The organism is Cohnella phaseoli (assembly GCF_003386235.1).
Lineage (GTDB): Bacteria > Bacillota > Bacilli > Paenibacillales > Paenibacillaceae > Cohnella > Cohnella phaseoli.
Genome location: NZ_QRDZ01000014.1, coordinates 1 through 25,964, shown reverse-complemented (window position 1 = coordinate 25,964; position 25,964 = coordinate 1). Strand labels below are relative to the sequence as shown.

The following is a 25,964-nucleotide window of genomic DNA, read 5'->3' as shown; positions in this document are numbered from 1 at the left end:
AGATAAATTTTGTGGCTTCATTATAACACTCTCTGCATAAGTGGCAAGCCGCCGAAAATGAATCAATTCAGCGGCAGATGAATCAATAATTCGCATCCCGCGGGGTTGCCTTCCGGATCGGCCGAAGACCCGATAAACACTTCTCCTCCCAGCAGCTCCACCCGCTCTACGATCGACGACAGCCCGAATCCCGGAACGGCGGACCCGAACGGTTCCCCGTCGTTCATAAGTCGAAAATGCAGCGTATGCTCAGAACCGCGAATCGTAAAGCGCGCGGAAGTACATTTGCCGTGGCGTGCGGCATTCGTCAACCCCTCCTGGAGCGCATGATACAGCACGCGCTTCGTTAGCGCGCCAAGCGTCAGATCGGAAGGCAGAGCAATCTCCGTCTGAACCCGAATGTCCATCGTATCCTCGGTATATTGAATCAGCTCCCGAAGCGACGCTTCCAGCGATAGCCGCGGATGCTCGTCGTCTACCTTCATCATCCGAACCGCTTTGCGGATGTCGTCCAGCCCTTTGCGCACAAGCTCGCTTAGCAGATCCAGCTTCTCGACGGCCAGCCGACTATCCCGATCAGCCAACGTCTTGGTTGCTTCGATCTGCACAATCACCGCGGTAAGCGTATGCCCCACCACATCGTGCATCTCGTAAGCGATGCGATTCCGCTCCTCCAGTACGGATTTTTCGGCCAGCGTCTCGGCTTTCTCGCGCAGTGTCAGCGCCAGACTGCGGTTGGCCTGCTCCAATTCGGACGTTCGCGTCTGGACCAGCCGCTCCAGATTGCGATGAAAGTGCTCCAGCTCTTTGTTCTTCGCCAGCAGCTCCTCGGCGCTGCGCTCCGCCTGCTGATGAACCTTGCGTACTCTGCTAACGATGACCATGGACATGCAGATAATGAAAAGAAACAAGGCGTTGGGCAGCAGCCCTTCAATGACCTTGAACCCGTAGGCGTGCGCGTTCAGCCATTCGGTTAATAGATCCGGCATCGTATAAAAAATCAGGCTAACCGTCGCGCAGACGGTAAAGGTGGAATTTCCGCGCATCAGCCACAGCCGCTCGCGACGTTCGGCGACCGACGAGACGCCATTGTCGAGCGGGAGCTTCCATAGCTTGTAGTAGTTCAGCGCGTACGCCACAAGGATAAAACCGACAACCGCGGCGGCTGCGTTGCCGTACATTCTCGCTTCCAGGAAGAGCCGCGGCAGCAGGATCGCGGCTGCGACGGATAGAAGACAATACAAAGCCATGAGGCCATGCACGATTAGAATAATCGGTTTACGGCCGGCATTAAGCGCACTTGTGTAAAATCCGATGCAAGCCCATATCGCCAGAGGAATGAACAGCTCATTCCAGTAATAGATCTGCTCCATCTCCGCAAACCATTGCATAAACCGGCAGGAAAGCAGAAAGGAAAAGCCCATAGAGACGCAAAACAGAGCAAACCATCCGTACAGCGGCACCTTGCGCCTCATAAACATACTCAACCCGACAAAGCCGACCGCCAAGCTAAGAACAGCGTAAATCGCAAAAGCCAACTCCGCCCGGATAAGCCAATATAGAATCTGATCCGGCTCGCCTGCCAAAACCATGTCCTCATCGAGAGAAGCGGCGCCGTTCCACTCCGTTCGTATTAACAGCGTTTTCCCTTCATCCTCTTGACCGATCGGAATAGGGTGAATTATTTTCATGACATGGATACGGCTCCGCGCCTGCTCCAAATTATACCGATATACGGAGTCCTGATTCACAAACACTTCAAACCGATCCATGCGGGTCAAAAATAAATACGGGCTTCGCCAGGCCAGCTTCGGCAAGCTCCGCTGCAGCCACACCGTGCCCTTGTACCCCTTCAGCAGGCCCTTGGCTTCCACTTCATCGAACGGCCGCCACTCGTTTCCCTTTGGCCGCTCCGGGCCAAACCCGATTTCCAGCCGTTCGACAAGCGACGCGAAGCGCTCGCGTTGATGATCCATACGGCTATTCGGTTCAAGCAGCAGGGAGGGGAGGAAAGTGCAGAAGACGATCGCGCAGACGAAGCACCACACGAGGAGTGAACGACGTTCTGTTCTCATTCCAGCAACAAACCTTTAAGAATAAGAATCGCCGCCTGCCGGTCGCTTGTGCCGAGCTTATTATAGATAACGCTAATATAATTCCGTACCGTGCCTTCGCTCATAAAAAGCGTCGACGAAATTTGGCGATTCGAATACCCTTCAACCAGCAGCACGATAATTTTCCGTTCACGCTCCGTGAAAGAATAGCCGCTCTTCTTCAGCTTGACCTCGTCCAGCGTATCCGCTCTTTCATTAGAGAGCACGGACAGCTTGGCGGCAATCCTCGAAGCAATCTGGGCGGGCAGAATGACGTCCCCGTTCATCGCTTCATGAATGGTTTGTACAATTAACTTGGAGGGCATATCCTTCAGCAGAAAGCCGTCCGCTCCGCCCGCCATCGCATCGACGATAAACCGATCCTCCGCGAAGGTGGTCAGCATCAGCACGATTGTGCCCGGAAGCTCGCGCTTGATTTGCTTCATAGCTTCAATGCCGTCCATTATCGGCATCTTGATATCCATCAACACAACATCCGGCCTGCATGCCTTGGCGGTCTGCAAAGCCTCCAGTCCATTTTCGCACAGGCCAACGATATTCAAGCCCTCCTCGGCCTGAAGGATCGTCTGCAATCCCTCGCGCAGCAGCCGCTGATCATCCGTTATAAGGATCGAAATCATGCCGTATCCACCTTCTGTCCTTTCAATTATCGGGCGCATTTCCTACCATGTTGGCAAGATTGTAGCAGATGCCGGCTGGATCGTACAGGGCTGCCTGAAGATCATGTCTGGCGCTCGACGCTGCTGATCTTGGTTGCGGTCACGGTTTGGCGAGCATGCCCATAATCATGGATTCGAGCTGCGACGGCTCTACGGCACGATTGTAAACGCCAAGGAACGTGCTGGTCGCTTCGGGACTAGCGGCGATAATTTGATTGACCATACGCTGCTCCTGCGTGAACGGAACGTTTTTCGTAAATTGGCAGGCCATTTGAAAACGCGGCATCAGCTTGGCTTCCAACTGCCGATGATATTCTTCGGCCATTTGCTCCCAGTTGTCCGACCAATGGCTCTGTCGACTCAGGATGCCTGTCAGAATACGCGCTGCGTAGAGCGCGTCCGGCATGCCTTGACCGACGACGGGATCCTTGAAGGATAACGCGTCGCCGACAAGCGCCCATCCCTTGCCCATGCCCTGGAACCAATCATTATTGTAGCCGTGCAATCCTCTAACCTTCTCGGCCTGCCGGGCCCCTCTCAATCTGGCCTGAAGCGGCGAGCCGACAAAGCCGCTTTCCGCAATCTCCAGCATGGCGGCATCCGGCGAGCTCTGGAACCTCCCCATCCAATATTCGTCCGTTAACGGGAACATCGCGCCTACGACATACAAATTGTCGCTCGTAGGGAACACAATGCCCATCGTGTCGCCGATTTTGTACAGCTCCACATGAATATCGCCATCCTGCTTATAGTCTTCATAGTAGCCGACGTAGGAAGCAAAATCTGTGGGCACGGACATCAAGCACGGACTGTTCACGAGGCCGCGCAGCGTAGATAAGCGACCGTCCGCTCCGACCACCAGTTTGGCCCGGAAGCTCGCCGCCTCTCCATTGCGATATACGCCCTTCACTCCCGTCACCGTTTCTCCTTCCTTAATCACGTCGGTGAGACGGAAGCCCGGTATCATCGTCACGCCGCCCTGCGCCAGAGCATGCTCCTGCAGCATCAGATCCAGGTATTTGCGCCGAATGCACAGGCACTGCGTCTCCCCGTCAACCTCCGGGAAACGGCCGTCGATAACGATGTCGTCGAATTGGATAAACGCTCGATTGTAAAGCGGCGTGCTCGTCTCCAACAGACGGTCGAGCACCCCCATCTCCCGCAGCATGGCCAACGAATTGTTAAGGAAATTATGCGTGGACAGCGTCTCGCTTGGAAAATGCGCCTTATCGAGCATCAATACCTCAAATCCGGCCTTCGCCAATTCATAGGCAAGCAAAGCGCCCGCTACCCTCGCCCCGACTACAATGACATCATAGCTGGTTTTCATATTTTAACTTCCTCTCTCGCCGTTTTATTTCATTGTAATGGAGAGAATATGCCGCCAATAGTTACGGACTGTCATTGTTTTTGTCATGATCGACTCGAAATCGCGGACAGGGAAGGCGTTCGGAATGTCGTGGAAAACACGGAAGGCATGACGATCGTCGGAAGCGTCTAACGGGGAAGAAGCGGTTTCTCAGGGATGCCGATAAGGACGACATCGTCCGCGCGATTCGATCCGTCGCCTCCGGAGAAGCGATCTTCGGCGGGGATATCGCCAGCCGGGATTTTGAGAAGGAAGCGGCAGCTCAAGCGGCTAGCGGCATTTCGATCTCCAGCTCGCAGCCGAGCGGCTTGCCGTCGGCGTCGACGGAGGAGCGGATAGACACTCCTCCGCCCAACAGCTTCACCCGTTTGATCATGGACGACAGCCCGAAGCCGGGAGCGGCGGAGCCGAACGGCTCCCCGTCACTGACTAGCAGAAACTTCAACATCCCGTTGGACGCGCGCAGCGAGAAGCTGGCCCGGGCGCACTTGCCGTGACGAATGCCGTTGGTCAATCCTTCCTGCAGCGCGTGGTACAGCGCCTGTTCGGTTAGCCTTCCAAGCTCCGGCCTGGGAGAAAGCGAAATATCCGTCTCGATGGCGATTTCCATCGTTTCTTCCGTAGATTGGATCAGCTCTCGAAGCGCCTCCTCCAGCGTCTGAGACTTCGTCGCCTCGTCGGATCTCATCAGCTTCACCGCCCTGCGAATATCGTCCAGCCCCTTCCGCACGAGCCCGTTCAGCAGTTCCAGCTTCTCTGGCGGAACGCAGCCCTGCTGTTCCGCTATTTTTTTCGTCACCTCGAGCTGGACGATCGCAGCGGTTAGCGTATGTCCGACCACATCATGGATTTCATGCGCGATACGGCCCCGCTCTTCTTGCACCGACAGCTCCGCAAGCCTCTCCGCATTGCGTTGAAGCCTCGTCAGCTCCTCGTTTTTGACGTGCAGTTCGGCCGCAATGCGTCCCGCTTCTTGGCGAACTTGATAAAGACGGATCGCGAGAATCCCGACCAAGCTGCAGGACACGAACAATAAGCCGATAAAAGGCTGGCTTTCGCCGAACGGATACGCCATGCAAGCAATCGCAAGCCATACGAGCCGGCGACGATCGGGCGGCTGAAGACCGCTCTGCGGAAGCGCATTCTGCACGGTCCATGCCGTCCGTCCTCCCGCTGCCCGGCTAAGCGACCAACGCTTTATGCTTTCCGTCCACTTGAATCCGCTCTCGTAAGAGACCATCTGTTCATCACCTCGTTACCTCCATCATACTTGCGGTCCGTTCCCGGCCACAAGAGTCCCGTTCCCGACGACGCCGGGAAATTCCCGGGAGCAGAGCGGGAACGGATGAAACGCCAAATGAGGCTGTTCCATAAGCAGAGTTGCATGAGAGGATCGATTAAACAAACAAGGTGTATGTACCTCCCGGAGACCTAATCATGACCCACAATGTTTACAATTTATTGGATATTAAACTTTTACGACGGATCTTTTTGCACACATGAGCTTACGCAGGGAAGTTAGTCGGAAATTCGTACAACGCAGCTCGAACCAGGCTTAAATGGCGGACTTTTGTAGGAAAAACCGCACAAAGCAACTCGGATCAGACTCAAACGACGAACGTTTGTAGGAAAGATCGTATAAATCAACCAAGATCAGGGGTTCTATGTCACTAAAGCGTCTTCGATAATTATACGAATAACTTCTGGGAATTATCTGGAAGTATGGTGGGTCATGATTAGCCTGGAGACTGCCTCATACGCTCCTGAAATGACCTTGTCACGGGTTTACCCATTCAGGATTTCAGGAGCGTATAGCATCGGAGGGAGGTATATACACCTTTCACCTTGTTCATCGATTATCTATTACAGCAATTTGGTTGGTTGGCTTATGAAACAGCCTCGGTTCGTGTCGGCAACCGCTACGCTACCGCTCAGTGATGGATGAGTTTGAAGCCCCCGATCAGCGGAAGCGGTTTGCATTTCCCCCCGGCGGCGTTCACGATTCCAAGAATTGCGAGAATGAACAAGGCCAGATTGGCGAGCGGGCCGATTAGCAGCCAGCCGATCACCGGAATGATCGTGCTGACGATATTGATAGCGACCAGCGCCAGAAACAAGATCAACCCTTGGTTGGCATGATACATCGCGAACCTCGATTGTTTGGCCGCGAGCAGCGGGATAAAGAAGAGAATGTAACCCAGAATCGCCATCCCTTTATTGTTGGCGATATCCGTCGGTTCGGCTTGAAGCTCCGTATTTTCGGCGTTCATTGTCATTTTCCTTCCTTCGGTAAAATGGATTTTCGTTTATTCCTCGGCCTCCGGTTTATTCGAATAGACCAAAGCTCCGGTAATAGTTTTGTTGTCCTCCAGATCGAGCTGCAGCGTATAGACGAACCGTTCCGTACCTTTCTGGAATGAATGGTTAATCGTCTGATCGGCCTCCAGCTTATGAACCTCCGAATAGCCGGCTTGCTGCGCGTAATCGGAATATAATTTGACTACGTCCTCGTACGGCATTTCCGTTTCGATCGTTACCGTGACGGAATCGCTGCCGCTGATGGACGCAGTAACTTGAATCTCGTCTGGAATCGGCACATCGGACGGGAACATATCCGGGACGTCCGTTTTGCTGGAAAGCTTAATCTCCTCGCCGTCTTCCTTCGTAATCGTCGTCGTTCCCTGTTCCGCCTCTTTTATCGCCTTTTCGGCCTTCGAGCAGCCTGTCGCGATCATCATCGCCAGCAGCAGGACGGCGAACAGAGCCGCGCTCAGCTTTTTTCCATTTTTCATTTTGCGTTCTCCCTTATCTCATTTGGATTTGATTTGGATCGTTATCCGTTCCATTCCTCGTACCGGTCTATCCGATTGCCGTTAAGATCGTAGATCGCGTCCCAATCTATCTTCGACGGGTCCTCGGCCGGCGGCTTGACGACATCTAGCTTCAGCTCGAGCTCCATTTGTTGGATCTTGGCCGTGACGCTTCTGAAACCGGAGACGACCGAGGAATGAAAAGGATCGTCCTGCCCCGGGTTCACGACCCTGATCAGCAATTGCTGGGGCTCGGCTCCGGGAGGCGCATAGACCGCGCTTACCTTGTACTTGCCGACCGGCACGTTATGCACGCCGTAGCCGTTGTTCGACCTGCTGCCCTTGCTGACGATTTTCTTGCCCGAGGTTCCGTCCATCATCTTGCCAACCGGCTCGAGCGTCAGGGTGACGTCGTCCCGGTCCGGCGGCTCGGCGACCGGGTCGAGCGGATGAATGAGATCCATCATGTAAAACAAAACTTCTCCGCTTCCCCCCGTTCCGGTCGAGCTGTCGAGCTTGACGGTAAAGTTCCGGATAGCTCCCTCATTGCCGGCGAACGGACTATCGTCGTCGGGCGTCAGATCCACGCTATGCTTCGCGCCCTCGTACATGACCGAATATTCCGCATACGCCATATACGTCGCCGCCATTTTCGTCAGCTCGATCCGATAGCGTCCGTTCGCGTCCGTCTTCGCTTGCGCATTGCTGTTGTACAGCAGTTGATTGTCAATCGTGATCAAAGCGCCCTTAATCGGCTCTCCTTGCGGGTTGACGACTCTGCCCTTCACGACGTACGGCTCAGGCTGCCCGTCATTGCCTCCTTGAGATTGTCCGCCGTTGCCTCCCTGCGGCTGGCCGGCGGAGGCGCCTTTTCCGATGTGGATTACCGTCGACCCGGATACTTTCTCAGGCGTAACCGTGTATCCGCTGTTCTCCGACACGAACCGCAGCGGAATCATTGTGCTGCCCCGAATCGTCTGTGCCGCGACGGACAGCTTGACGGCTTTGCCGTTCACTTTGGCGGTCAGGCTGCCCAGCGTCAGCTCGATCTCCACGCCTTCCTTCTTCCCGATCGCCTTCTGCTTGGCGCCATTCCATTCGACCTTGTATCCCAGCGCCTCGAAGGTCGCACGGAAAGGAACCAGAGTTGTCCCGTTGCGAATAATCGGCTGCTGTCCCTCGTATTTGAGCAGCTTGCCTTCCACATAGACCTTAACGTCGTCATCCTTGGCCATCGCGAACGAAGTCGTGCTCGTAAGGACCAGAAGCAGGCCTGACAGCCAGATTAACGCCTTCGTCGAAAGCTTCCTCATTCTCCCATCTCCTTTTCTTGCTCCCGCACCTGACTCGCACTCGAAATTCGTTACCATCTTATACCGGCTCCCTATGACGCGCTAGTTACACATTGTCATCATCCTTGTCATAGTCCCGGAATCGGCATCCGACCAAGTTCCTGATCTTTCATTCCATCTTGTAAACGGACGAGATTGTGTGTCACAATAATAGAAATTGCTAGAAATCCCGCTAATTTCGGGAGGGAACGTCGGAGACCTATGAGTTTAATAACCAAAATGATTCTGTTGATCTCAATGCTGATGCTTCCCGTCATTTACCTCTTCATCCATACGAATCGTCAAAGCATCGATCTCGTAAAATCGCAAATCGACTTTGCGAACGCGAATCGGCTCGAGCATTTTCTTAAGGAAATCGAAGACACGCTGGAGCAATTTTCCGGCTATTCGGGCATCATTCTGTCCGATCCGGATTTCGCGGAGTTCGCCGGCGGCTCGGTGCCCGAGAATCGCTACGAATTCGCGGAGCTGCTGCAGCGGGCCGAACGCAAGCTCAGACTGTTCAGCTCGGCGACCCGGTGGGTGAACCGAATCAATCTGTATTTCCCGCAGTCCCGCATCGCTGTGTCTTCCGATCGCCCGCCCAAATACGACGAAATCTCGTTGGCATCCAGGCTTAACCCCGAATGGCGATTGCGCCCGGTTGTTGTGAACGGGATCGCCGCGCGGGCTTTTACCCGTTATTTCGTCAATCCCTACTCCGGCTATGCCGATCTAAATAACGCTTCCACTGTCATCGAAATCGAGCTCATGGAAGACAATGTCATCGAGAAGCTGGACAGCTTCAAATCCAAGGGCATCAACGATCCTTTCCTCGTCGCCAGCACGGGCGAAGTCGTGTTGAACGCCACCTCCGACGAAGAGACGGCCAACCGGCTGATCGGCGCGGCCAATCTGACGAACCGCTCCGGAGACGTGGCTTACAGCACAATTAAACTGGACGGCAAGCAGATTCGGGTATACATGCTGCGCTCGGAGATTCTCGACATGACTTTCGTCGATTATGTTCCACTGGAGGATATTTTGGCCCCGGTTACGCAGGCGCAGAGGCAATTCATTCTTACGGCCGCGCTGCTCATTCTGCTCGGCATTGCCGTCGCCATCATTCTTTACTTCAATGTGCAGGTGCCGATCCGGCTGCTGACCCGAGGCGTCGAGAAGCTGAAGGACGGCCATTTCTCGGTACGCGTCCGCTCGCGCACCGGTCCCGACTTCGAAAGACTCGTGGGTCGTTTTAACGAAATGGCGGCGCAAATTCAGCATCTCGTCGAGAAGGTATACCGCGAAGAAATCCGTTCCAAAGAAGCGGTCATGAAGCAATTGCAGTCGCAGATCAACCCGCACTTCCTCTATAACAGCATGGCGTACATAATTAGCATGGTTAACATGAACCGCTTAAGCCAGGCTGTGAACATGGGGCACGAATTATCCAATTACTTCCGCTATACAACGCGAAATAGCGAAATGGAGACAACGCTTGGAAAAGAACTGGCATTCGTGCAGACGTACCTCTCCATCATGGAGGACCAGCTGCAGAAGATCAGCCACACGATCGACCTGCCGGAGGCGATGCTCGAATGCCGCATCCCCCGCCTGCTGATTCAACCGCTCGTCGAGAACGCGATCGTTCACGGGCTGGAAGAGAAGCTTGAGCGCGGGCACATTTCCATCATTGGGATTACGGACGGCGAGTGGCGCCAGCTTCGCGTCGAGGATGACGGCGTGGGGCTGTCCGCAAATGCCTTGCAGTTGCTGAGGCTTCGACTGTCGCTGCAGGATCCTGACGGGGGCAGCTTCGGCCTTTGGAACGTGAAATGGAGGCTTCACTATCAGTTCGGAGAAGGCTCGGACATGACTGTCTCTTCTGTCGAATCGCAAGGCTTCACCGTTCAATTGCGCTGGAAAGAAAGGCCGGAAGAAACGGCCTATGGAAACGGAGGCCCGACATGACAACGCTGATGATCGTTGACGATCACCGACATATCGTTCAGGATCTGGCGACGACAATCCCCTGGCCGAAGCACGGGGTCGATCGCGTACTGCAAGCGCATTCAGGTCCGGAGGCGCTGAAGCAGCTGGACCTTGAGCCTGTCGATATCGTCGTAACCGACATCCGAATGCCTGCGATGTCCGGACTGGAGCTCATTCGGGAGATCGCGAGCCGGAGTCCGGCGACAAGCTGTCTGCTCTTGACGGGACATGCTGAATTTGAGTACGCCAGAACGGCTGTCGAAATCGGCGCGGTCGGTTATTTGCTGAAGCCCGTCAGACACGAGGAGCTCGTCGAAGCGGTCAAGCGGATTCTGACCGAGCGCGCGAAGAAGGAGCAACAGGCTGCGGAAACGATGCGCATGCGCGATATGCTGCAAATGGAACTGCCGCGTATAAAAGCCGAACTGCTGGCTGCGCGGACGGATGCCGAGCAAGCCGCCGAAGCGGAACGGGAACGAATCGTCGGGGACATTCACGATGTCGTTGGATATGCCCTTACGGCCATGATTGTGCAGTTGGAGGCAGCGGGCAGACAGCTTCTGACGGATCGCGAAGCGGGGATGGAACGCCTCGAGCAATCCAGCCGGCTAGCTCGCCAGAGTCTCGATGATATTCGTGAGACTTTGGGACGCTTGCGAAATCGTTATCCGGGATACGAAGACGGAGAAGACGAATCCCCAAGCGATCTGGAAGGATTGATCGAGCGTTTCGCCCGCGGCGCGGAGCAAGCGGTGCACATCACTATCGAACGGCGCATGAGCTTACCGGGCAAAATCGAGGATCCGGCTCTGATCAAGGCGCTGATGAACGCATTGATGGAAGGCGTCACGAACGGCGTGCGTCATGGCGGCGCCGGGATGTTCCGGCTAGCCCTCGATGCCGAAGACAAGGAACTCCGCCTCGAACTGTGGAACGACGGCAGACCGTTCGACGGCGCTCGTCCCGGCAACGGATTGTCGATCATGAACGAGCGGATCGCCAGATTAGGCGGCAGGACGGCGCTCGCGGGGACTCGCAATCCGGACGGTGCGCAGCTTTCGATCTTCTTGCCGCTATCTTCCGAAACTAGAATCGCCGAAAACTAGATTTCCAACGGAGGTGAACAAGAACAGAATGTGGCTTTCGGATCAGGAGATTCGCTCCGGACGGTCAGGCGTGCGATTGTCGCGCATCGCATTGGCTCTTGTGCTTCTCCTGCCCGCATTGGCGGGCTGCAGCGGGGAGGAGACGAAAGAATCGGCGCCCACGGCCGTTGCCTCCGCGAGCGATCGATGCGAGGAACTGACGGTTATCACAACGGCGAGGGCGTTGCGGGATTTCGATATCTTAAAAGGAAACGATACGACGGACAACAATCCGATCACGAGATGGGCCCGCGATCGGCTATGCGTCGTGCAAACGAATCAATGGCTGGTCGCCGATCAGGATCATGCGTTGGAAGATCGCATTCGCACCGCTCTCTCGAACAACGAGCCGTTGCCGGACGTGCTTTTTTTGCGCAGTCAGGATTTGCCGTCGATCCTGCGGGATCTAATTGACGCCGATCGGATTCAAGAGATGGGAGCCGTATTCGAGAAGTACGCATCCGAACGGATCAAAGAGGCGTACGCTCTGAATCCGGACGTATGGAAGTCGGTCACGTTGGATGGCTTGCGATGGGGGCTGCCGCAGATATCGGCCGCCAATTTGGCCGATCCGATTTTATGGATCCGGCAGGATTGGCTGGACGCCCTCGATCTTGAAGCTCCCGCAACCCTGGACGAACTGGAAAAGGTGATGGATGCGTTTACGAATCGGGACCCGGACGGCAACGGAGTCGACGACACGGTCGGCATTGCCGTTGCGGGCCAAAATACGCTCAATGGCTGGATGGGCGACGTAAGCTTTATGTTCGGCGCTTACGGCGATCAAGCCCATCAATGGAACCGCGCGCCGGATGGAACGCTCGTCTACGGCTCCGTTCAACCGTCGGTCAAATCGGCGTTGCAACGATTGGCGCAATGGTATGAGGCCGGTTATCTGGCGAGCGATTTCGGCACGCATGACGAACAAGATGCGGCAGTGCTCATGACCTCGGGCATTGCGGGCATGATCTCCGGCCCCGGCTGGATGGGAGGGTGGCCGCTTGGCGAAGCCGATCTGGAAGGGGCCGTCTTCAAGCCATATCCCTATCCCGCAGGCGAAGACGGCCGAATCGGTCGGATCGGCACCCTTCCCTCCTACGGCAGCTACTTGTTCCGCAAGGACTTCGACCATTTCGATAAAATCTTTGCCTATTACGATAAAGTGTACGGAATGTTGATTGAGGACCCGGAATCGGATTTCTCGATCGGACTGGCAGAAGGCTACGACTACATCATCGTAGACGGAGAACCGGAATATGATTTCCCCGGCACGACCAGTACGATCGGCAATTTCTTTCTCGTCGCTCCCGGAAGCGCTCCCTCGAAGGCCATCAAGGGAGGCAGTCTGGAACGCCGGGTCTATAACGGGAAAATCGACAGCTATTACGAGAAAAAAATGGCGACCACCGCTTCCCGCTTGTTCCTGGAAGGCAAGCTCGCCGTCGAACAACAGCCGGACATTTCCCATCCGGAGCAATTTGTCGGTCCGCAGACCCCGACGATGGCCTTGAAGTGGCGGCTGCTGAACAAGCTGGAACAGACGACCTTCCTGCAAATCGTTTACGGGTACGCGCCGCTTGACGAGTTCGACCGATTCGTTCGGGAGTGGCACGACAACGGCGGCACGCAAGTGACCGTCGAAGTGAATGAATGGGATCGCATGTCGGATGACAAAAAAGATGACAGCCTGTAACTAGGGAGGCTCTCGGCATTCTTTTACAATGAAAATAAGGAACTTTATTTTCTTGGGAGGAATGAACATGAGCTTCATGAACAAAGTGAAATCCGGCTTTTCGGAGGCGGGCAGCAAGGCGAAAATCGTCGTGGAGGTCAACAAGCTTAAGCTGCAAAACAGCAACAAGCAGAAGGAAATCGAGAAGCTGTATCAGAATATCGGCAGGCTGTTTTTCTTGAATGCGGTCGGTCGGCTGGAGGACGTCGCGGAAGCGAATTATCAATCCGACGTGGCGGAAATCGTGCGGCTGGAAAGCGAAATCGAGGAAAACAAAAAACAAATCAAAACGCTCACGAATGAAAAAGACTGTGTTTGCGGCAAACCCGCTCCTCTGGATGCGCGGTTCTGTCCGTCCTGCGGGCATACTTTTTCGGCAACGGACGGGTAGGAACGGAGGAGCGCCATTCCATGAAAAGCTGGCTTATGAACAAGAACGCCAAGATCGCCCTTCTCCTTCTGATCGGCGCGCTCTTGGCGTTTGGCGCTGTTGTCGTATTTCTCAAGGATAGCCGGAGCCCGCGCGATGCGGCCGTCGGTTCCGTCGCTCCGGGACCGTCCGTAAGCGTAGAGACTGTCAAAGATTTGCCCCGCAGAAAGTCGTATCCGATCGGCAAGTGGGACGTTGCGATCCCCTACTTGAATCCGTTCGGCTCCCAGGACAACTATCAATTCGTCGACTACACCCCCAATCAGACCCACGAATTTAAATACGTCGATGAAGAAAATAGGGAAACGGCCCGAATGACCGGCGGAGATCTGTGGCAGCTGCAGGTGCAGTGGCAGGATTCGCAGACTGACCCCTGGGAGGATCTGAAGCTGTACGTTAGCGAGCTCGGCGGCAAGTTCTATATGGGCGCCTCCGAGGATAGCTGGGTGCTTCGCGCCGACGATCCGGAAGGCACCGTCTGGTGGGCCGTCGCGGCGAAGTACGGCGAAGGATACTTGTTGAAAGTATACCGTGAGCTTCGTCTCAAGCATGGAGAGTCCGTCACCTTTCAGACGTCCGCTTATCCGAATCAGGAAATCTACTTTATGACGACCAACGAACGGCATAAGTATCAGAGCCTTAAAGTCGATCTGGCGGAGGGCCAAGTTCGACTGGCGGGCAAAAGCTTCTATTCGCAAGGGCAGTATCGCAGAGATTTGGCTTACAATCAGGACCTGTTCGCCTATAAAACGAATCAATATACGTTGAACGATATTCCGCAGATTACGTCCGCCCCGCTGCTGTGGAAGCTGACCTGGAGCCCGGACTCCGCTCCGAAGGAAATCGTCTTCACGCTTGATGAAGGCGAGGATATCCGTCCGATCAAGGATGGGGAACGGCTGGGAGCGCTCAAGGTGCGCGGGGACGCGCTGGGCCTGATCACGGTCGAAGCGCCGCCGGGAGTTACGCTGACCCACCCGGAGCTTCATCTGAAAGGCGACAAAACGCCGGAAGGAGACACGCTGTTCTGGCTTCCCTCCGGCTTCTGGAACGTCGTAGTCGAGCAGGAAAATAGAACCCCTCTCAATACAAGGCTTGTTCCTGTTAGCGCGGGAGAGATGACGGAGCTGGAGATCAAGCCGCTGCTGCAGAGCGCCTACCGGAACGACGGAATCGGCGACGCCAGCGGCGAAGAGAGCAAGCTGAAAATCGAGGAAGCTGTCGAGCTCGGCGACCAGGCTCGCTTGACCTTCATGCTGCTCGATTCTCAAAACCCCAAATTTACGCCCGCTATGAAAGACATCGATATTGTGGAGGGCGGCAGATCGGGCAAGCCGGTTAAGCTCGACCGGATCGCGACGCCGCCAAGCGTCGTGCTTGCGCTGGATTCCTCCGGCTCCATGTCCAAGTCGATGGATCAGGTGCTGAAATCCGCCCGCGCCTTTATTCAGCGACTCCCGGACAACGCTCCTATTCAGGTGATCGATTTCGATTCCGAGATTCGAGTTCTGGAGGGCAGCGGCAAGCAGGAAGTGCTGGCAAATCTCGATCAAATCAAAGCAAAAGGAAATACCAAGCTGTACGATTCAGTCATCGAAGGGTTGACCTTGCTGAAGGGGAAACAGCGACCGACGCTGGTTGTGTTTACCGACGGCGTGGACAGCAACGCCGAGAAAGCGGGCACGGGCAGCAAGGCCAGCAAAAGCGAAGTCGAGCAAGCCGTGAGAAGCTCGGGGATTCCGATCTACTCGATCGGCTTCGGCCCGGATCACGATAACTCGACGCTGCTGGAGCTGGCCGCGATGTCGGAAGGCACGTATTATTCCGCACAGGACACCGCCGCGCTGAACCATGTGTTCGCCGCCATTAACGACAGGCTGGGCAATCGGTTCGAGCTCACCTACGAGCGGCCGAAGGAGCAATCTCCGTCCGACGTTCCGGTCATCGCCATGACGCTGGACGTAAGCGGCTCGATGGATGTCGATCCCGCTTCGGGCAACGGCGATTACCGCATCGACAAGGTGAAGCATCTGTTTCACGACTTCATCGGACAGCTTCCGGACAATAGCCTGATGCAGTTGCTCAGCTTCTCTACAGAGCTGAAGTTCGATCAGGTGTTCACCTCCCGCAAGTCCGAGCTGCTGCAAGCGCTGGGCAATCTGAAGGCAGTCGGGGGAACCGACATTTTGAACTCCGTCTACGTGACATACCGTTCGTTAAAGCAAATTCCTTCCGAGAAGCGCGTCATCGTCTATGTGACCGATGCGGCGCTTGATGTCGAAGAGGACAAAAAGACCTTTTTCGGAGAGATGCTTAACGGGATTAAAGAGGAAGGCATTCAGGTGCTATGGGTCGGCCTCGGAACGAAGGACAGCGAGAAAGCGTTCAAGTGGGCGGCGGAGAAGTCGGGAGGCAAGTACGTGATCTCGGAAGATCCGACTGTATTGGCCCAAGCGTTCCAAGATGCGCTTGCCGAAGTCCAGAAGCAGCCTTCCAAGCAGATTCCTCTAACGCTCGCCGTTCGCAATGCTGCGGATGACGGCCCTGCTCGCATTTATGCGGATGACCGTTTGGTCGATTTCTCCATACTCGTCGATGCGGGCGATAAGGTCGAATTTCAGACGATCGGCTTCGAGACGGGCAAGAAGGTCGCGCAGTATGAACAAGCGACGGCTGCGCTCGTCTATGGACGCGATCTCCCGAGCGAGGAGGTCAAAATCTACAAGCGCCTTCCGCTGAACAGCCAGGGGAAAAATAAAGCGGTCGAATGGACGGCTCGGGAGCTCCTCTTCCTCAAGAAGCTGAAAGGCGTGGATGCGCCGACGAATCGCAGCTTTGCCGCAATCGAGATGGAACTGACCAACGTTCATCCGGACGGCGCCGATTACTTGATTCCGGATTTCGCCGCGCATTTCTTCATGAACGTCAACGGCGCGGGAACCTATCCGGCTTCGACGGCGACTTGGCTGACAGAGCAGCCGCTGGCGCCTCCCGGCCAAGGAGATGTCACGGTCAAGAAGGGCGAGACGGTACGGGGAATGCTCGTATTCGTCGTTCCCGACGAGAAGATGGAACAGGCTTCCGTCCACTACTACGACATCGCACACGGCCATATGTCGCTTGCCTTGGCAGGCCCCCTGCCGAAAGAGGACCCCGATGCGCTCTCCGGTATGCCGAAGAGCGCCACAGGCAAGCTTTCCGACACGTTCGAGCTGGTTTTGACGGCAGTCGGGGAAACGGATCATATCGAGAAAGTCGCCCTGACCCGCAAGACGAGCGTGTTCACAATCGTGGAAGCCGAGTTGAAATCTCTCGTTCAGGCCGATCTGAAGCTGAACCCGCAGGAACGGTTTTATCTGAACGTCAAAACCGCCAAGGGCCCTTTCCTAATTCCCGTGCATACGGCCACCGCCCTGCTGCCTCACGGCTTGCTGCGGCCCGTCTTGATCGGTCCCGGCTCCTCCAACAAAGCTCGCCTGGCCTTCCAGACGCCGAATGCGCTGGGGGGAATGCCGACGGAGCTATACGTCGATCTTTTCGGCGGTGCGACGGTGCTTCCGGTAAGCGGAGGCTCCGTAAGTGAAAGCGGTACGGAAGGTGCAGATGGCGGCGCTGCGGCGATTCCCGGCAAGGGAGTGGCGCTGACCGTCAACTCGCTGTCCCGCATTCGCGATCTCGAATCCGGCAGCGGCAACTTCGTCATCGTCGACGTGACGGTTGCCGACGAATCCGACGGCTTCGGATCGTCCGGCTTCCGCGAGACGTTGAAGCTTGCGCCGGTTCAAGCGCCGGCAGGGCGCGAGGTTGCGGACCTGCGAGCGGACCCGATTACCGACGGGCTGCTGCTTGGCGTCGACAAGGATTGGTCCGTATTCGACGGCGCCTCGCGGCGCGGGCTGCTCGTGTTCTCTATTCCTAACAATCAGGCGGATTTAAACTGGACGCTGCAATCCGACTTGTTCGCCGGCTTGAACCTTCCCGTCGGCAACGAAACCTATAAGGAAGAAGGGCTGCTTGTCAAACGGGTGGAGCCGCCGCTGGACGAGAAGTTCGACATCCAGCTTTCGACGGCGCTCACGGAAGCGATCAGCCGTCACCGCTCGCTGGAGGCGGCCAGAGCTTCGGCAAGCGCAGTGCGGACAGCCGATTTCGGCGCCGGTCAAGGCCGCAAGGAAGGCGTTTCGGCTCCTCTGCCAAGCGTTCGCGGCATGTTGCAGTTAGAAGCGGTCAAGACGTGGAGCGACTTCCAGACGCTGGCGGACGGACTCAGATGGCTGCCGTCCACGGACTTGTATTCGATTTACCGCTACGCTCCGGAAGCCGTGCTGGCCCAAGGCTGGGGAACGGAAGGCGACCTGGCCAACCTGACCGGCGGCCTGCTCGCCAAGCTCGGTTACAGCCCGGCGCTTAGAGTGGTGCAGGTCACCGATCGGGGAAGAACGGCGCTTGAGGAACTGGGCTCCGTAGATGCGGTAACCCTGAAGCATCTGCCCGCATGGTCCTACTCCGACGAACAAGGAAAGACGAAAATCTTCGTCGTACCGTTCATGAAGGACCTGTCGGAGCTCGACGGTCTGGCCTTTTTCCCCGGCGGTCAGGAAAGCAAACGTATGACGTCCGCGCAGAGCACGATCAGCGTCTATTTCAAGGCCGAAGCGAAAGATGACCGGGGAGTCGGCGGCATTACCGGAGACATCGGGGGCGCGCTCGGCGGGGGCGGCGGCGACGAGGGGCCGCTCCTCGAGGAAGTTCGCGTTCTGGAAACCGCGGTGAGCCTCGATCAGTTGAGCCGCGAGCCGGTGGACATCCGCGCGGGCGGTTCCGGCGGCAAGTACACGGCCGTGCTGGAAAGCCAGACGCTGCAGATCGTCGGCAATCGTCTGATCGATACGAACGAACAGAAGATCGTCGGCGTGCGCATCGAAGTTCAACTTCCGAAGAAGAAGCTTTTCCACGAAATACAGCTCAAGGACGGAGAAGAGATCGCCGACATTTTCCATACGGTTGCGGTTAATCTCCCCGACTTGTCCGCCGAAGCGGCCGAAGCGCTGCAGCAGGCAGCGGGCCGAGTGCACAAGGCGACGGAAAAACCGGATGACCACTCTGCGCTCGTCTGGTATACCCGGAGCATTCTGTACCGGATCATCGCCAATCAGACCGCCTACGAGAACGAGCTTGCGGAAGTGCTGGACGTTACTGCCGGACGCGTCGACAAGGAACGGGTCATATTCGTAACCGTCCGCAACGATCGGACGCAAGCGAAGCTCCGCACGAGCGTCGACCTGCAGCAGATCGCGAACCGGATTCATCGGGGCTCGGAGGAGGCCGTCCACGGCTTTCATATTATGAGCGGTCTGTTCGCTTCCCGGCTCGAAGGCGCGGCCCTGCCGGGAGACAAAACCGATTTTATGGACATCTGGCTGAACAGCCCCGAGGATACGAAACTGTTCCTGAGCCTCGTGAACAACCGGAAAGAGGATTTGCAGCATATGGAGGATAAAGGCTTCCCGGTCACGCTTACTGAACGGGCCAAAAGCTCCCCCGCGATCATGCTGATTCCGGACCGGCCGACAAGCATTCATGGGGAAAATCGCTGGGCTTGGCTGGAGATCGACCCGAACACTTACGAGACGATCTCCGTCACGGATACGGGCGAGCATGGCAGCTTCGCGGAGTATCTGATGTCATTGGAACCCGTGTCGCCGACTGGCGACGATTATATGGCTTTCATGGCCGGCGCTTTTATCGGCGTCAGCTCGTCGGTGTGGAACGTCAGCTCCTTCTCGTTAATGCTGGACGATTACGAACAAATCATCAAAGCGGCCAAAGCGTACACGTACGGCTTGGGCGAAGTGCTGAGCGGCTTTATGAGCAACAAGGACCTCCCCAAGCTTGAATACAGCCTCGGTTCGCTTAAGCTGAAAATCACGGATTTCGATGCGGATAAACTGGCCAAACAGTTCCACATTCTGAAATCGGGCAAAGCGGTGGAAGGAGCCGGCGACCTCGTAGGCTTCGGGCTCGGCTTCCAGATCGGCGCCGCTTACTACTTCGAGCAAGCGGAGAAAGCCATCCAGAAACCAACCGTCAAGAACGGACCTCCAACCAAGTAAAGCGAAAGGGATCGTCCCGCAGGCAGCGATTGCACCGCCCGCCGGGACGATCCCTTTTAAGTTGATCCATCTGAGACAACCCAGTGTACGAAAGAAGCGGCCGCCCCTCCGTCAGGATCGACGGAACGGGCAGCCGCTTCTTCTTTCAAATTAGTTCGAAGGGTCCACCACAAGCAGCGTTGCCGAACGCTTCGGCAGCTTCAACGACACAGAGCCGTTCTCGCTTGCTGCCAAGTCTCCAGTCTTGGCCAGACGACGAATCGCATCGAAGTTATAAACCTCCGCAGCGTCAAAGCCTTCGCCCAGTTCCAATTGAACATCCCGGCTTAACGTGTCCTTGTTGAACAGCAGCACATATGTCTTGCCGTCAGTTCCTTCGATCGTATAGGAGCCTACTGCGTCAAAGAGCGACGAGTTGGTGCGAACGCTGCTTCCTTCGATTTTGGAGCCTTGGCCGTCATAATCCAGGTACAGCTTAAACGCATCCTCGATCGGCGTATCCGCCTCGAAGTTGCCGAAGCGAGTCGCCAGATCGACACCCTCTCTGCCGAAGATCGCGAGCGCTTCCGCCTGCGCCAGACCTGCCGTAACGCCGAAGCCGTTGCCGAAGTTGTACTCCGTAATCGCCAGCTTCACGCCAGGCTGATTGCGCTCGATGATTTCCTTCATGCGCGGAATGAGCCGAATCGGCTCTTGAATCCACGATTGATCGACGAAATTATTGTCGTACAGCGCCTTGAGCGCCTGGAAGCGGCGTTTCGAGACTTGCGGGCTTTCATTCTCGGATGGAACTCCGCCCTCTTGAGAGTAATAGTGAATGGTCAAATAATCGACCAGCTTCATGCCGGTCTCCTGCTCATGACGGCTCGCCTGCTGCAAGTACCATTCCAGGAAAGGCGTTCCGCCGTGTGCTTGGCGATCCGGGCCGTCGGCGCACCAGTCGGCCGGGGAATAGAAGTAACCGCACCAGCCCCACGATACAGGGCCTAACAATTGAGCGTCAGGATCGGCTTGCTTAATCGCCGTGCCGTACTCCACCGTTTTGTTCCACAGCTCGTCATAGGTCGGAGCCTCCGGATGAACGTCGCGATGCGTCACATGCCACAGGTCCGGCTCATTGTCCAACGCATACAGGCGGACTTTGTCGTTCGATTTGGCCGCCATATCGCGAACCCAATCGGTTGCAAACTCCGTTCCGACGCGAATCGAGGTGTCGAATGGATCGTTGTTCGTCACTGACGTTCCGTCCCTGAACACTCCGTTGCCGGCATCCGGCAGTTCCCATGCGCCCTCTTGCTGGGCTCCGTATTTTTGCTGCGAAAAGCCGTAGCTGACCGTGCGGTCCTTCGGCGTCCAGCCAATCGTAGGAATCGTCATCAGCACCTGATTGCCGCGTGCAAGCACCCGCTCAACAAACCGATCCGACAGCGAGCCCTGCGAAGGGTCCCAGTCCTGATTATCGTAAGGATAGTTGATGAAGAACCAGTCGCTGGCGCGATTCGCCGCATTCAACTGCCAATTGTAACGAGTCGTTTGGTTGCCGCCCCAACGTTCCACTTCAAAAGGCAGAGTAGAAGTCGTCGGATGACCTTCGTCATAGTTAATGCCGTAAATATTGTTGCTGATCGGCTTCCGCTCCGAGGTCTGATCGACAGACACGTTAACGAGCGGCAGCTCCGGCTCAGGCAGTTGCCCGGCATTCGGATTGGACAGGAACGCAATATCGTCGATATAGATCGCTTCCTGGTTCTGCTCCGTTGCAGCCTGGACGATAAAGCCGTCGAAAAATCCGAGATCAAGGCCGAGATCGGCCAGGCTGACCGTTACTTCCGTCCATTGACCGGCCGGCAGGGAGCCAGTCGGGAATACCTCGTTCAGATCAAGCGAACCGAGCGACTGATTGCCGTTGTAAAAATGGAACAGCAGCTCCTGGCCGCCGGTGCTGCCCCCATGGAGCCAGAACCGAATGCCGTAATAATCTTCCACGGACTTCTTGGACTCGCCGGATACCCATACGCCGTCCCAGCCGTCCGGCTCGAACTTGATCGAGCGGCTGCCGCTTCTGGCCTGCTCCGTATTGGCGAAGTCCTTTTCGTGCCAACTGTAGTTATGGAAGCCCGCGGCAAGCGATTCATCGTACACCTGCTCCGCCTGAACTTCCGTAATTTGTACGAACCCATCGGTCGTAAAATTTTTGTGAGTTGCCGTAATCTTCGCAATGCCCGGCTTCAGCGCAACCAGTTCACCGCCTTCAACGGACAGAAGCTCCGGTTGGTCAACCGTCCACTCTGTGTTGCCCGTCACGATAGCCGTGTCACCCGATTGCAGGAGTGTCTCAGCCTGAATCTGACGGTGCTCTCCCGGCAGCATGACCAGACGCGGCTGATCGATTCTGAGCTCAAGCACAGCAGCTTGCGCCGCTTGTCTCGAAGTAATCGCGATGTCGTCCAGATAAAGCGGCGCTTGTTTACCCGGCTCCAGGCCAGTCAAACGAATGCCGTCGAACAGGCGGTGCTCCAGCCCCAGCTCGGCCAGATCCATCTCGATCAGCGCCCACTCCCCTGCGGGTACGCCGTCCGGCAGCCAGTGTTCCAACGGACGCTCGAACGCTGTAGCGCCTCCGGCAGTCAGCGCCAATTGCACTTTCTGTCCGCCATCGGAACCTCCGTTCACCCACAGTCTCAGCTTCTCGTACGCATTAACCGTCAACAGTTGCGTGCTGTACAGGTACAACGCTCCGTCGCCGTTCGGGGTAAAGCGAATCGAACGCGTACCCGTCCGTTTAACCGAGCTGTCCGCAAGGTTGACCTGGCCCCAACTGTTGTTCGTTACCGAATCCGCCAGCTTGTCGTCGTACAGGTAAAATCCTTCAACCGGCTCGATCGGATCTCCCGGCTCTTCATTGCCTGGATCTTCATTGCCCGGATCTTCATTGCCTGGCCCCTCACCCGGTTCTCCTCCCGGATTTCCCCCCGGATTTCCGCCAGGCTCTTGGCTTCCGCCTTGGCCGGTAAACGAGATATTGTCCAAGAACAACGGCTCTTGCTGCCCTGCACCCCAAATCAAGATGCCGTCCATCCATCCTTGCACGCCGGCTTCGTCAAGCGGAACCGTCACTTTCACCCATTCCCCGGCAGGTATGCCGTCAGGCAGCAAATCGGCGGAGTTAAGCTCCGCAAGCGCCTGCCCGCCAAGCGTGAACGCCAGCTTAAACGACTGTCCCCCCTGGCCGCTTCCGCGCAGCCAGAAGCTGAAATCATCATACTCCCCCGCATTCATAATGCGATCCTTGTACAAATAGACGGCTTGCCCTTCGTCGGCTTCGAACCGGATCGAACGGATCCCTTCATACACCGTCCCCGTCTCGTCCAGGCTGACGCCCGCCCAGCTGTTGTTGTGAAACGTTTCCTCCAACTGATCGTCGAATACGCTCAGCTGATTGATCTCCGAGCCGAGGGCTCTCGGACCCGGAACCGCCAGCTGAGTAAACAGCATCGCCGTCGTCAGCAAGACAGCCACCTTGGAGCGGCCCTTAGCTTTCATGCTTGTCCCCATTAACAGTGCTCCTTTTCTAGTTAGTAACACCCCCATTTTACTGGACAGGATCGTCCACTCGATAGTTACAGACTGTCACAGTTATTGTCACTACTTGGCAGCGAGACTCCTCTGCGGGAACGGCAAAAAGCCGCTCGGCGGTCCGGTAAGACTTAAGCGGCGTAGCAGCGTATGAAGGATGAATTGCTTAATAGACGTCTTCCAGAAGCAAGCCGCTTAGGATGGCAACAGCGGCTATTCTGTCGTTCGTACCCACTTTATTGTAGATGACGCTAATATAGTTCCGGACGGTCCCTTCGCTCATGAACAGCGATGATGAAATTTGCTTATTCGTATAGCCCTCGGTCATAAGCTCGATAATCTTCCGCTCTCGCACCGTAAAGCTGTACCCGCTTTCTCTGAGCTTGCGTTCATCGAACCGATCTGCTCTTCCTTCGGATAAAACGGACAGCTTGGCAGCAAGCTTCGACGCGATCGGCGCCGGCAATATCACCTCCCCGTTCATCGCATCGCGTATCGTCTGAACAATGATTCGGGATGACATGTCCTTCAGCAGAAAGCCGTCGGCTCCGCCTGCCATCGCATCGACAATATAACGGTTCTCCGCGAAGGTCGTAAGCATCAACACGACGGTGCCGGGATACTCTCTCTTAATCCGCTTCATAGCATCAATACCGTCCATCCCCGACATTTTTATATCCATTAGCACAACATCAGGTTTATGTTCCTGGACCGCTTGCAAGGCTTCCTTTCCGTTGGCGCACAAGGCCGAGATCTCCAGTCCCTCTTCGGTTTGAAGAAGCGTCTGCAGGCCTTCTCTGAGCAGTCTCTGATCATCCACGATGATGATGGAAATCATGTTACCTCACCCTTTACGTTCCCCTATTCATTCAATGGATAAAGTTTAGCAAACGTCGCTTGAAGCGTATAGAGGTATGAACACGATCATGACAGGCATGACGAAGATGATGACAAAAGGTAACTATTCGTACAGGTGAACACGATCTACGATGAGTGAAGGACTTTCACCATTCCGAGTCAGAACGGCGAATTTCCACCACTCATCGAGGAGGAACGTTTTTCATGGAAGTAAAACAAATCACACGAATTTTAGGCGCCGTTGCCCTGCTGGGCGGCATAGCGCGAATCTGCATGGCGCCATCCGCCTACATCTGGGGAAGCAACAGTATGCAGGAGCTGATTTGCGGCTTCGTCGCCTGCGTGTTGATGGGTATCGGCATCATCGGAGTTTACCTGTACCAGGCGCCGAGAAGCGGTATGCTCGGATTGGTCTCGGTATTGCTCCTCTCCGTTAGCAGCTCGTTGACCGTAGCGCTCGTCTGGAACAACATGCTAGGCTTGCTGCCGGAGGACCACAGCTATATTTCAACGCTGATGCCCATTAACTCCGTGTTGGCGCTGATCGGTCAGATCGTCTTCGGCATAACGGCGATCCGTGCCCGCGTTTATCCCATTTGGAGCCTGATTCTATTCATCGTATATCCCGGCATTTATTTTATCCCTGCCGTGTCCGATCTAGGGTCCGTCGCCTGGGGACTCTGTTATGTCGTATTTGCTTACTACATTTTGCAAGGGCGTGCTCGTAGAGCCTGAGCCTCTCCCCCGCATATCCGTCAAGGTCGAACCGACCGTCAGCATGCCCTTGCAGCAATCGCAGCTGCTACCCGGTTCGATTCGCTTGAGGGAAGTATGTAGCATTATGCATTTAAGCGGAAATTCCAGCTTAATTCCGCAGTCGCACCATTTTAGAGCAATTTAAGGCGGCTATCCCGCTCTAATTTCGCGATTCTCTACTTTTTGCGAAATTAACGCGGAATAGCAGCTCTAAATCTTCCGCAACGGCCCATTTGAGGAATTTAACGCGGATTTTCCGCTCTATATAATCCTTCTATATAACCTTTCCTCTTGAGAGATGGGATCAGGGAATCCAAAAACATCAAAAAACCTTTAGATCTCATCGGATCTAAAGGTCGTCTTATTAGTATGGTGCGCGTAGAGGGACTTGAACCCCCACGGTTGCCCGCCAGATCCTAAGTCTGGTGCGTCTGCCAATTCCGCCATACGCGCGCATTCGCTTGCATTCGATCCGGATATGGAAAGAATGGTGAGCCATGAAGGACTCGAACCTTCGACACCCTGATTAAAAGTCAGGTGCTCTACCAACTGAGCTAATGGCTCGAGAATGGCTGGGGATCTAGGATTCGAACCTAGGAGTGACGGAGTCAAAGTCCGTTGCCTTACCGCTTGGCTAATCCCCAACGGTAGGAATAAATGGTGGAGGCTGAGGGGATCGAACCCCCGACCCTCTGCTTGTAAGGCAGATGCTCTCCCGGCTGAGCTAAGCCTCCACGATAACGATATTAAAGAAGATGGTGACCCCTAGGGGATTCGAACCCCTGTTACCTCCGTGAAAGGGAGGTGTCTTAACCGCTTGACCAAGGGGCCATGGATAGTAGGGAAATGGAGCTCTCAACCGGGATCGAACCGGTGACCTCATCCTTACCATGGATGCACTCTACCTACTGAGCTATGAGAGCATGGTCCTTACTTATACACAGCGATAGAGGAATCAATCCAGCCTGGCGACGTCCTACTCTCCCAGGACCCTGCGGTCCAAGTACCATCGGCGCTGGAGGGCTTAACGGTCGTGTTCGGGATGGGTACGCGTGGAACCCCTCCGCCGTCATCACCAG

15 protein-coding genes, 6 tRNA genes and 1 rRNA gene are annotated in these 25,964 nt (G+C 55.8%); 6 read left to right on the top strand and 16 right to left on the bottom strand.

Translation table 11 applies throughout. From position 1 onward, the window contains the following. Positions 1-62 precede the first annotated feature (62 nt). The 7 genes from DFP98_RS17960 to DFP98_RS17930 form a co-directional block, all read right to left on the bottom strand. Positions 63-2,075 (bottom strand): sensor histidine kinase, encoded by a 2,013-nt coding sequence (locus DFP98_RS17960; RefSeq protein ID WP_116061987.1) that lies wholly within the window; start codon positions 2,073-2,075, stop codon positions 63-65. Further along, a complete protein-coding gene (locus tag DFP98_RS17955; protein WP_116061986.1) occupies positions 2,072-2,734 on the bottom strand; it encodes a response regulator transcription factor in 663 nt (220 codons plus the stop codon). Before DFP98_RS17955 ends, DFP98_RS17960 begins: the two co-directional genes overlap by 4 nt. A 139-nt stretch (positions 2,735-2,873) precedes the next feature. After that, on the bottom strand, positions 2,874-4,103 hold the full coding sequence (locus DFP98_RS17950; RefSeq protein WP_116061985.1) for an NAD(P)/FAD-dependent oxidoreductase: 1,230 nt from the start codon (positions 4,101-4,103) through the stop codon (positions 2,874-2,876). Positions 4,104-4,404: 301 nt separating this feature from the next. After that, positions 4,405-5,382, bottom strand: coding sequence for a sensor histidine kinase (locus DFP98_RS17945; RefSeq protein ID WP_116061984.1), 978 nt, complete (start codon positions 5,380-5,382; stop codon positions 4,405-4,407). A gap of 691 nt (positions 5,383-6,073) precedes the next feature. Beyond that, a complete protein-coding gene (locus DFP98_RS17940; RefSeq protein WP_116061983.1) occupies positions 6,074-6,412 on the bottom strand; it encodes a DUF4870 domain-containing protein in 339 nt (112 codons plus the stop codon). Positions 6,413-6,448: 36 nt separating this feature from the next. Then, the gene (locus DFP98_RS17935) at positions 6,449-6,934 is read right to left on the bottom strand and encodes a hypothetical protein (RefSeq protein ID WP_116061982.1); all 486 of its coding nucleotides are present in this window, start codon (positions 6,932-6,934) and stop codon (positions 6,449-6,451) included. 41 nt (positions 6,935-6,975) lie between these two features. Continuing rightward, positions 6,976-8,265, bottom strand: coding sequence for a stalk domain-containing protein (locus DFP98_RS17930; RefSeq protein WP_181917762.1), 1,290 nt, complete (start codon positions 8,263-8,265; stop codon positions 6,976-6,978). Positions 8,266-8,505: 240 nt separating this feature from the next. Between DFP98_RS17930 and DFP98_RS17925 the strand changes: the two genes are divergently transcribed. The 5 genes from DFP98_RS17925 (at position 8,506) to DFP98_RS17905 (ending at position 19,695) form a co-directional block, all read left to right on the top strand. Beyond that, positions 8,506-10,254 carry a sensor histidine kinase gene (locus DFP98_RS17925; RefSeq protein ID WP_116061980.1) on the top strand — a complete coding sequence of 583 codons (1,749 nt, stop codon included), beginning with the start codon at positions 8,506-8,508 and terminating at the stop codon, positions 10,252-10,254. Continuing rightward, positions 10,251-11,381, top strand: coding sequence for a response regulator (locus tag DFP98_RS17920; protein WP_181917761.1), 1,131 nt, complete (start codon positions 10,251-10,253; stop codon positions 11,379-11,381). The genes DFP98_RS17925 and DFP98_RS17920 overlap by 4 nt, the downstream gene beginning before the upstream one ends. A 28-nt stretch (positions 11,382-11,409) precedes the next feature. Then, positions 11,410-13,113: a type 2 periplasmic-binding domain-containing protein gene (locus tag DFP98_RS17915; RefSeq protein ID WP_116061978.1), complete on the top strand. Its 1,704-nt coding sequence runs from the start codon at positions 11,410-11,412 to the stop codon at positions 13,111-13,113. A 67-nt stretch (positions 13,114-13,180) separates the two neighbouring features. Next, on the top strand, positions 13,181-13,543 hold the full coding sequence (locus DFP98_RS17910; RefSeq protein WP_116061977.1) for a zinc ribbon domain-containing protein: 363 nt from the start codon (positions 13,181-13,183) through the stop codon (positions 13,541-13,543). A gap of 20 nt (positions 13,544-13,563) precedes the next feature. Continuing rightward, positions 13,564-19,695: a vWA domain-containing protein gene (locus DFP98_RS17905; protein ID WP_116061976.1), complete on the top strand. Its 6,132-nt coding sequence runs from the start codon at positions 13,564-13,566 to the stop codon at positions 19,693-19,695. A 150-nt stretch (positions 19,696-19,845) separates the two neighbouring features. Here the strand turns inward: DFP98_RS17905 and DFP98_RS17900 are convergent, their stop codons facing one another. Together DFP98_RS17900 and DFP98_RS17895 are read right to left on the bottom strand one after the other, a co-directional pair. Then, positions 19,846-23,250, bottom strand: coding sequence for a glycoside hydrolase family 44 protein (locus DFP98_RS17900; RefSeq protein ID WP_181917760.1), 3,405 nt, complete (start codon positions 23,248-23,250; stop codon positions 19,846-19,848). Between the two features lie 187 nt (positions 23,251-23,437). Further along, entirely contained in the window at positions 23,438-24,109 is a 672-nt protein-coding gene (locus DFP98_RS17895; protein ID WP_116061974.1) for a response regulator transcription factor, read from the bottom strand. Between the two features lie 224 nt (positions 24,110-24,333). Here DFP98_RS17895 and DFP98_RS17890 point away from each other — a divergent pair, with 224 nt between their 5' ends. Beyond that, a complete protein-coding gene (locus DFP98_RS17890) occupies positions 24,334-24,864 on the top strand; it encodes a hypothetical protein (protein WP_116061973.1) in 531 nt (176 codons plus the stop codon). Positions 24,865-25,255: 391 nt separating this feature from the next. Here the strand turns inward: DFP98_RS17890 and DFP98_RS17885 are convergent. From DFP98_RS17885 to rrf, 7 genes are all read right to left on the bottom strand, one after another. Next, positions 25,256-25,338: transfer RNA gene (locus tag DFP98_RS17885), tRNA-Leu, on the bottom strand. A gap of 35 nt (positions 25,339-25,373) precedes the next feature. Continuing rightward, a tRNA-Lys gene (locus tag DFP98_RS17880) sits at positions 25,374-25,449 on the bottom strand. A 5-nt stretch (positions 25,450-25,454) separates the two neighbouring features. After that, a tRNA-Gln gene (locus DFP98_RS17875) sits at positions 25,455-25,529 on the bottom strand. A gap of 14 nt (positions 25,530-25,543) precedes the next feature. Beyond that, a tRNA-Val gene (locus tag DFP98_RS17870) sits at positions 25,544-25,619 on the bottom strand. Between the two features lie 22 nt (positions 25,620-25,641). Further along, positions 25,642-25,716 (bottom strand) — tRNA-Glu (locus DFP98_RS17865). 16 nt (positions 25,717-25,732) lie between these two features. After that, positions 25,733-25,808, bottom strand: a tRNA-Thr gene (locus tag DFP98_RS17860). A gap of 40 nt (positions 25,809-25,848) precedes the next feature. After that, positions 25,849-25,964, bottom strand: a 5S ribosomal RNA gene (rrf, locus tag DFP98_RS17855).